The sequence below is a fragment of the Methylorubrum podarium genome, assembly GCF_022179745.1.
Classification (GTDB): Bacteria; Pseudomonadota; Alphaproteobacteria; order Rhizobiales; family Beijerinckiaceae; genus Methylobacterium; species Methylobacterium podarium.
The window spans coordinates 1-12,726 of sequence record NZ_BPRD01000490.1; the positions used below are offsets into that span (position 1 = coordinate 1).

6 protein-coding genes and 1 pseudogene are annotated in these 12,726 nt (G+C 68.1%); 4 read left to right on the forward strand and 3 right to left on the reverse strand.

Annotated features, from left to right (window positions below):
• The coding region (locus tag MFF42_RS21630) for a hypothetical protein (RefSeq protein WP_238257646.1) at positions 1-3,862 on the forward strand (3,862 nt) is incomplete at its 5' end.
• Between the two features lie 800 nt (positions 3,863-4,662).
• Entirely contained in the window at positions 4,663-5,103 is a 441-nt protein-coding gene (locus MFF42_RS21635) for a hypothetical protein (protein WP_238257648.1), read from the forward strand.
• Positions 5,104-5,319: 216 nt separating this feature from the next.
• On the opposite strand, the gene MFF42_RS21640 is transcribed toward MFF42_RS21635, so the two are convergent.
• The 3 genes and pseudogenes from MFF42_RS21640 to MFF42_RS21650 all read right to left on the reverse strand — a co-directional run.
• Positions 5,320-6,132, reverse strand: a complete 813-nt coding sequence (locus MFF42_RS21640) for a hypothetical protein (RefSeq protein WP_238257650.1) — start codon at positions 6,130-6,132, stop codon at positions 5,320-5,322.
• Positions 6,117-6,587 (reverse strand): hypothetical protein, encoded by a 471-nt coding sequence (locus tag MFF42_RS21645; RefSeq protein ID WP_238257652.1) that lies wholly within the window; start codon positions 6,585-6,587, stop codon positions 6,117-6,119. The genes MFF42_RS21640 and MFF42_RS21645 overlap by 16 nt, the downstream gene beginning before the upstream one ends.
• A 315-nt stretch (positions 6,588-6,902) precedes the next feature.
• A pseudogene (locus tag MFF42_RS21650) lies at positions 6,903-7,046 on the reverse strand (IS701 family transposase); the annotation flags it as partial.
• A gap of 328 nt (positions 7,047-7,374) precedes the next feature.
• Between MFF42_RS21650 and MFF42_RS21655 the strand changes: the two are divergent.
• Positions 7,375-9,168, forward strand: a complete 1,794-nt coding sequence (locus tag MFF42_RS21655) for a trypsin-like serine peptidase (RefSeq protein ID WP_238257654.1) — start codon at positions 7,375-7,377, stop codon at positions 9,166-9,168.
• Positions 9,165-12,726, forward strand: a 3,562-nt coding sequence (locus tag MFF42_RS21660) for an AAA family ATPase (RefSeq protein WP_238257655.1), incomplete at its 3' end; no start/stop codon positions are given. The genes MFF42_RS21655 and MFF42_RS21660, both read left to right, overlap by 4 nt.

Here is a 12,726-nt window from a genome sequence, read left to right on the forward strand (position 1 = left end):
GGTCGAGATCGTCGACGCCACGGACCTGACGGCGGGTTACCGCCTCGACGTCGGCGTCCCGCAGGGCGGCGCGATCGAGTGGCGCGACCTGTGCCGCCGCACGATTGCGTTCGGCGACCCGGCGGACGTGACCCGGCCGGTGATCCGGGACACCGAGCTCGGCCGCCTGCTCGCGCAGGTGATCCCGCTGGCCGCCGACCGGGCGGCCTATGACGGCGCGACCCTCGTGCTGCCGGCGCGGCTCCAGCCGGAGGGCGAGGGGCAGCGGGCCTACGTCGACGAGACCGTGGCCAACTGGCTCGGCGCTCCCCTGGGGATCGATCCCGAGGCGGACGAGATCGCCCTGAAGGAAGGCTGCGCGCCGCTGCGCCTGTCGCAGACCTATTCGCTCGCGCCGCCGGCCGGCTGGACCGACGGAGCGGCCTGGCGGATTCCGCGGCTGGTACTCGGTGCGGGCTACCACATGCGCATGCGCGCCGTGCTGGCCGGCGGCATCGTGCGCGGCGGCGGTCCTGGCCTGGGGGACGACGTGGCGCCTCACCTCGCGGTCCCGAACGAGACGGCCGGACCGCGCCGGCACCTGCGCCACGAGCGGATCGAGGCGCCGCTCGTCTCGACGCCCCAGCCGATGCTCGAGCGTCCCCTCGACGGGGTGCGGGACGGGCTGCGGGAGACGGGGACGTCGGTGATCCTGCGCTCGCGCAGGCAGTCCGACGGGACCATGGCGGTCGATCCGCCCCATGCGCGCTCCGTCCGGGTCGTCGTCCCGCCGGGGGTCTCGGCCACGTTCGCCGACGAGCACAAGCAGGCCCTTCCCGCCGCCGAGGCCGTCATCGCGTTCCAGGACGAGCGGGTCGGGTCCTGGATGGGACCGCGCGACGGGATGAGGGACGTCGATTTCGATCACGCCCGGGCCGGCGGCTTCCCGGTCTGGACCTTCGATGCGGGGACGGCCGGGGCTCTCGACGACGGCGTCGGCTTCGGGCAGCCCTTCTCGCCGAAGGCCAACGGCGACAGCGTCTTCCGGCCGCGGACCGTCGACCGGCCGCGCCGGCTGCCCTATCATCCCGACCCGATGGCGGAGTACCTCGTCATCCAGGTCCGGGACGAGGCAGGCAAGCCTCTGGCGGACAGGCCGCTCGTCGTTCCGGTCCGTCCCCGGGGCGTGACCGCCCCGGATGTCCGCCCGGTCGCGATCGAGTTCGTGGCGCAGCCCGTGTCCTCCAAGACCACGACCCCCTCCAAGGGCGACGCCGTCCTCGGGCTCGAGGCGGAGGACGGGACGATGATGCGCGCGGACGCGGCGTTGTCCGTCGCGAAGCGTCCTGCCCTCTTCACCCTCGACGCCGCCGGACGCCTGCTGCGTGGGACCCCGCGGGCGGGCGTGAGCGTCGGCGTCTCGCGGGTCGAGGTGAGGCTCCCGCCGGGAACGGTGGCCGACGTCGCGATCTGGTGCCTGCCCACGGCGACGAACCTCGCCCGCCATTTCGACGTCGTCGAGACGGCGGCGCTCCTCGCCAGCTACGATCCGGGGAGCGGCGAGGCCTGCGAGCCGGGCCAGGGCCTGGCGCGGACGATCGCCGACCGGATCGGCGCCGGGGAGAGCGAGGTCCGGGCGGCCCTCGACAGGGAGGCGAAGGTGCGCGCGGGTTCGGTCACGACGCTCGGCCAGCGGCAGCTCGCGGGCGCGACGATCCGCGCCGTCAGCGGATTCGTCCACGCCATGGCGACGGCGGCGGGCGCGCCGGAGATCGCCGCCGCGATCGTCATCCGGACGGTGCACGCCGTCGATCGGCCCCTTTCGGTGCCCACCGGTGTTCTGTCCGTGCATCGCCTGAGCACGGCGACGCGGACGGCCGTGCTGGAGCGCGGGGAGGCGATGCCGCCCGCGCCCGAGCCGGGCGAGGCGGGGATCCTGATCGCCGGCACGGTCACGTTCGATCCGGCCACCACGGGCTTCGTCGAGATCGTCGCCGAGGGTGAGAGCCTCGTCGGCGGCCGGTTCGATGATCCGGACGAGCGCAAGCGCAGCCTCGATCAAGTCGCCCGCGGGCTGTGGCCGATCGACCCGGCCAGGAACGCGCCCAAGGACCCCCGCGACGTGTACGGATTCACGGTCGCGCCGGACGATTCGGTCACCTTCGAGCGCGAGCAGGCCGTCCTGCTGCGCATCGATTCGCCGGCCGGGATCTGGCCGTCCTTCGATCTCCTGGAACTGCAGCGAGCGGCGGCCACGGCGGAGCAGGCCGCCAAGGCGGGGAATGCGGACCGGCTGGCGCTGCGGGCGACGACCCCCTTCGTGCTCGCCGACACGCGGGCGCGCCGCCTCTCGCTGACCGTGCGGGTCGGATCGCGCACCGCCAACTCCTTCCGGGACGGCGCGAGCGGCCGGATGCTTGAGGCCGCGAAGACGGTCCTCTCCGGCACGGCCCAGACGGTGATCCTCCCGGCCACCAAGGCGCCGGCCCAGCTCGTTCCGCTGACGGTCGCGCCCTCGGCCCGGATCACATCCGCGTCGCGGGGGCCGGGCTCCGCCGAGGTCGTGCGCGAGCCCATGCTGCGCGTGACCTGGCGGCGGCCGGGCGCCACCTCGGGCGCGGACGAGCGGCTCGGCCTGGTGCTCTGGCCGCCCGAGATCCTGAGCGACCGCATCGGTCCCGATCACGATACCGTCGTGCGCGACTACGACGGGGCGGACTACCTGGCCGCTTTGCAGCGGCGCGACATCGACATGCGGGGCTTTTCCGACGCCGATCTCGGTCCCGGCGGCGTCTACGTGACCCGCTGGGGGCGCGACCCGATCAAGAGCGGGCCGGGGCCGCAGGGCTGGCTCATGCCCGCGGGTGCCTTCGCGGATCTCGGCACGGCGCCGATCGACGGCCCATCCGCTCCGAAGGCACAGCGCTGGGACGCGCTCGCATGCGCCGATGCGGAGGTCGTCTACGTGCCGCGGGCCACGATGCCGATCCCGGGCGGGACGCCGGGCGCTGACGGGACCGGAACCACCATGGAGGTGGCGCTGCTCACCTATCGGCCGCGCTTCGATGCCGACCGGGAGGTCTGGTACGCGGACGTCCCGTTGAGCGGCCTCGGGGTGGCCGCGCCGTTCATCCGCCTCGGCCTCGTGCGCTACCAACCGTTGGCCGAGGGGATGCTGAGGGTGTCGGAGCCCGTGGTGGAGTGGACGCAGATCATGCCCGACCGCCGGGTGGTGGCGACGGCGTCCCGCACGGAGCGCGGACTCGTCACCGTGACGGTCACCGGTCCGGGCTCCTTCCACGCGGCGGCGGAGCCGGACGGGCACGACGCGGCCCGCCTCTCATGGTGGCGCCAGCGCCCGCTCATGCGGATGACGGTGCTCAGGCGCGGTCCCGACGGCGTCGAGACCCCGGCCCGGCTGGCGGATCCCGACGGTACCATCCGGAACGGCAAGCGGCGCCCCTGGGCGGAGCGGACCTTCATCCCCCGGACCCAGGCCGAACTCGGCTGCTACCTGACGCGGCTCGACGCCGACAAGCCATGCCCTGACCCGCCTCCGGGCATCCATCTGCCGCTGCCGGACGGCGCCGTCATCCCCAACCCCGATCGACAGGCGGCGGGATCCCTGTGCTGGACGGGGACGTTCCGGCTCGCGACGGACCCACTCGACGACGCGCAGGTCGAGCACGTGGTCTTCGTCGAGGAAATCGACGCGATGCGGCCGGCGACCTACGCGCAGGAGCCTGTCGACGAAGGCGCCGCCGACTTCCCCGACGATGACCAACTCGAGCTCTCGGGCCCGCGCTTCGCCGCCCGCGTCGAGATCGGTCCGCACGCATCCGAGGCCGACAATTCCGCCAAACGGGGACGGGGAACTTCGTGAGCATCCCCGTTCTCGCCTGCTCTCGCGGCACGACATCCGACAGGAGATCGCCATGACATGTTACCGCACGCTTGCCGTCATCGTCGTCTGCCTCGCTGCGACCGGCGCCGCCCACGCACAGGGCGTGACTGTCCCGATCCAAACCTGCGGCGATCTCGGCACCGACAATCGTCCCAATTGGTGCGCGCGCCCGACCAACGACGGGCCCATCCAGGGCAAGTCCGGATGCCGCAGGATCAGTGACACAAAATTCGAGTACATCCATTGCTCAGGATCGGCCCATGAGATTACAGGATCTTCTCTTTGCTGCCTCAGCAGCAGCCAATGTCCCGGGGCAACCTATGTCGGAGATTGTTTGAAATAAACATCTTCGGACGAGACGGGTCCTGCTCTGCCGAAGGCGTCGATCGAGAGGGGAGTGGCTCTGTCTCCGCGCGGGCCTGCTCGGCTGTGGTGACGACCCGGCCTGTCTCAGCCGCGATCACCAGCGTCAGGGCATCTCTCAGGAGGACGTCGTCCGCGGTCTCGTCGACCGGATCGGCCTCTGTGTGGGGGACGCGGCCGGCCCAACCTTCGCGGTGAAGCCGGTAGCTGCGGCCAAACTCGTGAGCAGGCTCTGTTCGACCCCTCGATCGAGCTGCCGCAGCCGTTCGTCAGCCCGGTCAGTGAGATCCCGCAACGTCGTATCGAAGGCAGCCGCGACCCGAGCCAGGGTGATACGGCCTGCCACCTCCAATTCCTCCTCGATTGCGGCATCGAGCCCAGCGAGCGCGCGCTTGGCCCGGATCCCAGTGCGCTCGATGAACCCGCGCACCAGCGTCGCCGCAGCCGTCGGGGCCGGCTCGCAGCGCGCCGCCACCGCATCGAGCGCGGTGCGCGGCGTGCCGGCGCGTCCCACCACGGTCGCTCTGAGCCTGGGCACGTCCGACCCATCCCGTGCGCGCGCACTCGGCTGGGCCCTCAACGCGGAAAGCCCCCGCGTCCGAGACAATCCCGCCATGCGTTGCACGAGCCAGATCCGCGACCACCTTTCTGCCTATATCGACCGCGAGAGAAGCGCGCGTTTGACGCGTCTGCGGCGCGACCTCGACCCGCCGCGTGATTCCCGCATCGGTGACTGGCCCGCATCGATGGAGAGGCGTGCGCGGGAGTACCGTATTTTCGGACGCCTCCAGGCCTTGGCGGGTGAGGAAGGCTTCGACGCTGAGTACGACAGCGAACTCGATTTCTCCCTGAAGTAGGAAGACTTCAGCCTGACGGAGCGCGGAGCGATCCGGCGATGCATCGCGAACGGTTACCTGCGTGATCTCGGACGCCCTGATGAGACGGGACGGCTTACGCCACCCCGCGCGTATCTCCAGGCGATGCTGCTCAATCTGACCTATGTTCGTCCGATCTCAATCTGACTGATCATGTGTTCGATCGTGGGGCGGGGCTGACGCCCCGCCGCCGAGCCCTCAGCGGGAACTCGCGATGATCGCGAGAGAGTTGGCGATCTGGTTCTGTTTAAGCTGCGAGATAAAGTTCTCGCCGCGGATGATCGCGTTGATGCCCTCGGCTTTCGGCCCTCTGACGAAAGCGATGTTCAGACGATCGACGTTCTTGTTGGATGCAGTCAGAAACGGCCCAACGATTTCGAACGTATTAAAGGCGAAGGACGGCCCTGTTGGCAGCAGTTGGGTGTCTACGGTGAAAGAGACGTATCCACCGAAGACCCCATAAGTACCTTTTGCGCTCCAATTCAAGTAAGATGCTGTTTTACCTTTATTAAACATCTGCTGAATACCGAGATTTCCAGCGAGATTTGTGTCAGCCGGATTGTCGCAGACCGGGTCTCTACGAGTGCTCCTGAGGGCGTCGAGAGAGTAGTTCAGATTAATCACAAGTCCCTGCTCTCTCGCCTGCCGATACGAAAGGCCAGTTCCGAAGGTGAACGGCTGCCCAATGAACGAGAAGGTAGGCGCCACCTTCCCTTCATGAGTTGCTGCGAGGTTTAGTTCTGCAAGAACCTGAATGTCCTGTCCGGCGATAAACAGCGGAGTAAGATCGCCTCGAGTGCTCGCGGTATCAATCAGTTCGCAAACGATCCTGCGGATGATCGAGTCGATGTTTGGCTCGACCGTATTCGGTCCTGTCCGTTCGTAGGGAACGTCGAAAGCGGGAATGACGCTGGCGCAACCACCTAATCCAACGGATAGAATGGCTGCGGTTGCAAGGGCGGCCCTGCATACGGTAGAGAAAAGACGCATCGTCGTCAGATCACTTCCCATTGGATGGTATATTTGCCGCGCCATTTCAGGTCGAGAGAGTACCAGACGGCAAGACCAGCCTTTGCGGGCTTTGGCAAAATCATGCGATCCGACCCTCGTTCGAAGATGAAGCCCCAAGCGAATGGGCTTCTATTCATTTCCGGGTTGCCTTTATATCCCTTAAAATCAGCCAATATGGCATGATCCTGTGTCCCGGCGGCCGTGGGTAGATCATCGAGATCCAATCCCTTCGGCTGCGTCTCCATCAACCCCGAGAACTCATTCCCCAACGGTCGGCTCGGGATTACTCCACCACAAGAGGACGGGGCCGCTGGGCTTGCCGTATCGCTTGTTTGTGGTGACACCTGCTCCCCTTGCGCAGCCGGACCTGTATCGGCCTGAACCTTTTCTTTCGAGGCGAACGGCTTGAGCCAACCAAGCAGTTTTTCGAGCAGATCGATGATCGCGAATATCATGCATGCCCCCTCTGTTATTAGCGACGGCATTCCACCTTGCGTGGCGTTGCTTGGCAATGGCGATCGGGAAATTTGATCTGATAGTAGCGGATAGGGCACAGTCGGCATTCTTCGGTTGCCTTGAACCGGCTCTCGTCATCGCCTGATTAGTGTGGCGGTGCGCTTACCAAGCTTCTGCCCGCCAAGCTCGATCAACAGGCGCATGCGACTGTAATGCTAGGGCCTGTTGTCATTCGAACGCGGTACGGTTGCTGAAGTTTTCTCTTTTCGAGCGAGGAGACGCGATGCTGTTCAATGCGCAGTGGTCTGATTGTGCCGCTCCAGGCCGAGCAGCCCATCCAGGAGCGCCCCAGCCGAGGCGGCAATGCGCTCCTGCGTGAACAGCGGCCGCATACGCCCCTTCACCAAGGTCCACAACTCCAGCGTCGTCTCGATCGACGTCCATGATGAGCAAATCATGGTGCCGTAGAGAGTCGGAATACCGATAAAATCGCAATTGTAGCGATAGGCGGGGCAATCAATCGATATCAAGATCAGCGCCGAACCCCCTGATCAGTTCACAACACGCTCCAGGGATTATATTTCCTGATGTTTGAAAGGAGGGTGGCGTAGGAGATCGGCCGCCCCGATCTCGGTCTGTGCACAGCGCTCGCCCTGACGCTTCGGTATCCGAGGTAGTGGCATTCAATTGCCTGATGTCCTCGCCTTCATGCGAAGGCAAGAAAACTTTCCGTCTTGCGATCCTGCTCCTCAAATGCCAGAATGTTGACTGAGGGGAGTGGGATGAATGCTTCGCGAAAAGATCATTGAAGCAATCGAGCAGCACCCAGAGGCCGTTTCACGCGCTCTTAGATTTATATATGATGTTGATGAGCCAGCAATATCTTTAGACGGCATCAGGGCAGAGATGTCACCTGGCGAAAACTTGGGGGATTTTTTTTTATATATACTTGAGCAGGAAAACAAGCTCAATGCATTCATCTTGGCGCTCGAAGCGCGCGGCATCGTTGTCGACGAGGGCGTCGCCGATGCGGTCGATCAACTGCGTCGAGACATGCCGGCGGGATGGGTGGCGGGCAGCGCCAACTTTCCGGAGGCGGCGGCCCAAAGCATTATCGGTTGGAACCGGCGCCTGCGCTGCAGGGTGATCGTCGACGGGCAGGTGAAGGGGTCGGGCTGCCTCATCGGGCCGAGCCTCGTGCTGACGGCTTGGCACGTCGTCGCTCCGGGGCCCCCCGACGACGCCGAGGCTCGGTTCGGCCGCATTGAGGTGCAGTTCCCATCGGGGCGCAAGGAAGCGGTGATGCCGGACTTGGCGCTCATCTCGCCGTGCACGGGCGGAGAATACCAGAGCCAGTTCCCGGCCCGCGACCTCGACTACGAGAATCGTCACGACCTCGCGGTCCTGAAGCTCGCCCGTCCAGAGGGCGTGCGCCTCGGATACCTGCCGCTGCCGCAAGATCCGGTCGTCCCGGCGAACCAGGGCGCCATCCTGCTGATGCATTACCCACAGGGAGAGGATGTTGGGATCGGGTTCGCGCGGCTCAGCCCGCTACCGGGACTCAGCGTACGCTGGGGCCACGATGCCGATACGTCCGCCGGATCCTCCGGCGGGCCGTTCCTTGATCCAGCCCCCAGCCTGCTCGGTGTGCACCAGGCCAAGGAGCGCGGGTGGCGGCGACTGGTCCCGGTCAACGTCGCCCTCGACCAGTTGCGCACCTGCGTGGACAGGGACGTCGCTCCCGAGATCGTCTGGAGTCTCGACGGGGAAATCGTCGTCGGCCGTGACCGCTTCTTCGAAGCGGCGGCGGCGGCCGCCTCCGCCGACACACGCGTGCGGGGAATCAGGGTCAAGCGCCAGGATGTCGATCGGCAGGGGCCGACCGGCCTCGGTTTCACGGCCCGCCTCCTCGAGCATCTGCTCGCCCGCCGGCCCGGCTTCCACCGGCTGATCGAGGTCGGGTTCGCGGCGAGCGAGACCGATCTGCCGGCGCAGATCGCCTGGCATGCGGGCCTCGATCCGCAGGTCGCCACAATCCGGCCGGCGAGCGGCGTCGGTCCGGGCGAGGCCACGCCGGCGGCAAGCGCCCGGGAGGTCGCCCAGGTTCTTTGCTCGGCCCTCGATGAGGCCGCCGGTCAGGCCCGGAAGCTGTTCTGGATCTACGTCGCGAATCCGGACCGGAGCTTGGCGCCGCGCGAGCGGCTCGATCTCGAGGCGTTCCTCGCGGCAGTGATCTTCCGTCCGAATCTGCGCGTCGTCGTCGCGGGACTGGAGACGTTGGTGACTCCGGCGACCGAGTTCTCAAGCCTGGCCCTCGCGCGCGAGGGCGTGCCGGGTTTCGTCGTCGAGGTCTTCGGGCAGGTCGATATACTCGACGTCGAGAACGTCCTTCGATGGGCTGGGGACGAGATCAAGGCCGGGCACAGCGACGACCAGACCGCGCTGATGGCTAGGCAAGCGCTCGCCGGCTTCAGGCCCCATAACGGCCGGTACGCCACCGGCGATCTGCCGGGCATCACACGCGCGATCAAGAAGCATGTCGAGGACATGCGCAGGGTCGCGCAGGGGGGGCAGCCGTGACGGACGGTGCCACGGACCGTGATCTGTCGGGCTCGCTCGCAACGGTGCGCCGCTTCGCGGCCCTGTCGGGACCCTTCCGGCCCAGCACGGCCCTCGAAGTCGCGGCGGTCTCGACGCGCGTTGTCAGGGCCCTTGTCGCGTCCGGGCTGGCGGAGGCCTGCCAGACCGGGCTCGGCCCCGATGGCACGTTCTGGCTGATGCGCGGCAGTGAGCGCCAGCGCCAGCTCGCCCCGCTCGACGAGGCCGGGCTGAGCCGGGAGGCGGCTTGGCGGCGCACCGTCGCTCCGCTCGACGAGGATGCGGAAGAGCTTCTCGAGGTCCTGACGGGATCAGGCCGCTACGCCGCCGATGTGCTGGGGCCTCGCCTGTCCGAGGTGGTCGGCCGCGTCACCGAGGCGGATCGCCCGTGGCTGGAGCGCGCATCCGACGTACTGACCTGGGCGGGCGGGAGCACCGCCGTGCCGGACTCCCTCGACCTCGTCCGCGCCGCCCTCGCCCGCTTGGACGATGCCCGGAGGGGCGCGGAGGTCACGCAGCGCCCCTTCGTCGGTCGGGAGGAGGACGTCACCGCCCTGGCGGACTGGCTCGGGCGGCCCGCAGCAGGGCCGCCAGTCACCGCCCTGTTTGTCTCGGGTCTGCCGGGAGTCGGCAAGTCGACCCTGCTCGACCGCGCTCTGGCAGCGGTCTATCCGGGCGAGGGCAAGCCGTTCGTCATCCGGCTCGACTTCGACCGGCCGAGCCTCGACATCCTCGACCAGGCGGGCTTGACTGGCGAGGTCGGCCGCCAGATCGGGAACCAGCTGCCGCAGGCCGCCGCGGACCTCAAGCGGCTGCGCTCGGAAGCGGCCCGCACGGATCGCGGCGTCCCCGTCAAGGGCGAGCGCCCAGACGGTCCGGATGACGCCCTCCTCTCGTATTGCGGCGCTCTCGTGCGGGGCGAGAACTGCCCCGTCGTCGTCGTGCTCGACACACTCGAGGTTTTGCGCGGGCGCGGCGAGAGTCACCCGGGCAAGCTCTTCGCCTGGCTGGACGGCTGCATGGCGCACGGCCTCGCGCCGCTCTGCGTCATCGCCGCTGGCCGGGGCGACGCGCTTGATCCGATCCCAGACCGGGTCGGGCGTCGCCACGACCTTTCCAACCTGTCGCTGGAGGCGTCCGAGCGGGTCCTCGCGCAGTTTACCGTACCGCACTCGGCGCGGCCGGCGATCCACTCCCTCGCCCGGGGCAACCCGCTGTTGCTGCGCGTCGCCGCGCAGCTCGAGACCGATCCTGCGGCGGGATCGGCGGGCACCATTTCGTCGTCGCTAGTCGGGGACGCCTACCTGCACCGCTTCCTGCTCTCGCGCCTCGACAGCCCTCTATTGCGCGCCCTGGCGCAGCCGGGCCTCGTGCCGCGCTGGATCAGTCCGGTCCTCTTGCGCGAGGTGATCGCCCCAACCGTGGGCGCGGCGATTCCCAGTCTGGAAGAGGCCGAACGCCTCGTTGCGGAACTCGAGCGCCAGGCTTGGCTCGTCCGGCGCCAGCCCGGGACGGAGTGGCTGCGCCAGGATGCCGGCATGCGGGTCGTCCTGCTGCCGCTGCTCTACGCCGACGATCCCGAATCCTGCGCGAGGCTCGACCGGGCGGCGGCGGCCTGGTTCGAGCGGCGGCCTGAGACGCTGTGGCGAGCCGAGGGACTGTATCACCGATTGCAGGCGACCCGGGTCGGCGATCCGCTCCCCGCCGTCCCCTCCGAGTTGAGCTCCCTGTTCGACGCATCAACCCTGGCGGAATTACCCGAGGCGGCACGCGAGGCGGTGGCGCGCAGCCGCGGCGAGCGATCGCCACCCTTCCGGACGGCCGGCCTCGCGATGGCCGAGTCAGTGGACCTGCGGGCGGTCGACGACCTGCGCCTGATGATCGAGAAGTCCGACTGGACCGAGGCGAGCCTGGTCTATGACCAGGCCATACGGAGGCGGAGCCTCGATCCCGCCTCGCCGGCGGCGGATCCGGTCCGCAGCTTTCTGTGGCGCGTGGGGCGCTGGAGCGAGGCCCGGCGGTCGTTGCGGAGCCGCGACGCGGTCGCACCCGACGATCGCGACCTGCCGGGGCTTCACCCGATCGACGCACTGGCCCGACTCGAGATGCGCGCCGAATTCACGCCGCTGGGGCTGATGCGCCAGTTCGGCGGAGGCAGGGCGTCAGCGCCGCCCAGTGGAAGCCTGTCGAGCGACGCTCTTGGCTTCGTCCTCTCTGGGAGCGCGGGCGGCGACCTGCGGAGCGGTGCCCTTGGCTTCGTTCTCGCGGTCGCGGCGCCGAAGCTCGCAGCAAGGAGCAGTCTCAGCGACGAGACTGATTCAGTGCAGGCGGCGCTGGCCCTGTGGGCGCGTGGACCGAAACGGGTTCTGACACAGGCGCTGCAGGTCGCAGGCGACAGGCGCGCGGCCTGGGGGCTCCCGCGACCTCCGATGCTCGATCCGGAGCCGCTCGGGCCGGGACAGAGCCGCCCGGCACCAAGCGGCCCATTGCCAGACGGTCTGAGATCGGACGATCTGGTGCGGATCACGGGGGCGCTCGCGGCCCTGACGCCGTATGCCGGCCCGATGCGCCAGATCCTGCGGCTCAACCAGGATGGGCGGCTCGCCGAGCACGCCGCTGCGGTTCTCGAACGCCTACGCGACCTGGGCCCGCCCTTCGTCGAGTACCCCGAGAGGACGGGGCCGGGTGACGCCTTCATGGCGCTCCAGGCCCTCGGCCTCGCCGCCGAATGGGCCCACGCGGCAGGCGTGGTCCTCGAGAACCAAGATCTGCGGCTGATCGCGCGGCGCGCGGAGCTGTGGCGGCGCACCGTAGCCGGACGGTGGAGCTACTTCGTCCCACGCCCGAAGCGATGGAGCGACTTCGAGGATTGGCACATTGCTGAGTTGTTGTACGATCCTTGGTTGTGGAGTGCGTTCAGGAATTGGAGCCGTCTCGACGCGACGGCGACGCTTCAGCTTTATCAGCTGCAGAGCCATGCGGATCGCGAGACGGCGAGCCGGCACCTGCTCCTTCCATGGACGGGAGAGAGGGTGGACGGAAATCTCTCGGTGTTCGCACCGACCGACGCCGAAATCTTCGATCGGAATCGCGGGCCCAGGCCGCCCTTAGAAACGGCTTCCCTGCTCAGGCGCCGCCTCCCGTCCGCCTTCGCGATGCCGGCCGCCATCCTGGCCTCCGTTCGGTCCGATCGCGGCCGCCCCTCGGCCGCCCGTTCCGGACCGGCCCTGGCGGACCGCGTCCTTCCATCTCCCCCCCCTACTGATCCTCAGAGGAATTTTGCCATGGCCGCCAACAGAACCCCGTCCTCCCCCCCCATGCCGCGCGGTCGGGGCCACGCGGAAAGCCTTGAGCGGCTCCAGCAGAACCTCCTGAAGCCGGGCGGGATAGGAGAGGCCGCCGCCAAGGTGATCCAGGCCGATCCGGGCGATCTCGACCGGTTCGGCGTCACCCAGGAGCAGGTTCTCAACGCGATGGGCCAGCGCGGCCAAGCCCTCGAAGCCGCCATCCCGCCGGCCGCCCTCGAGGCGATCATCCGCC

Coding starts and splice junctions, on each gene's coding strand:
- MFF42_RS21635 (WP_238257648.1), top strand. CDS start 4,663: ATGAACCCGCGCACCAGCGTCGCCGCAGCCGTCGGGGCCGGCTCGCAG.
- MFF42_RS21640 (WP_238257650.1), bottom strand. CDS start 6,132: ATGGGAAGTGATCTGACGACGATGCGTCTTTTCTCTACCGTATGCAGG.
- MFF42_RS21645 (WP_238257652.1), bottom strand. CDS start 6,587: ATGATATTCGCGATCATCGATCTGCTCGAAAAACTGCTTGGTTGGCTC.
- MFF42_RS21655 (WP_238257654.1), top strand. CDS start 7,375: ATGCTTCGCGAAAAGATCATTGAAGCAATCGAGCAGCACCCAGAGGCC.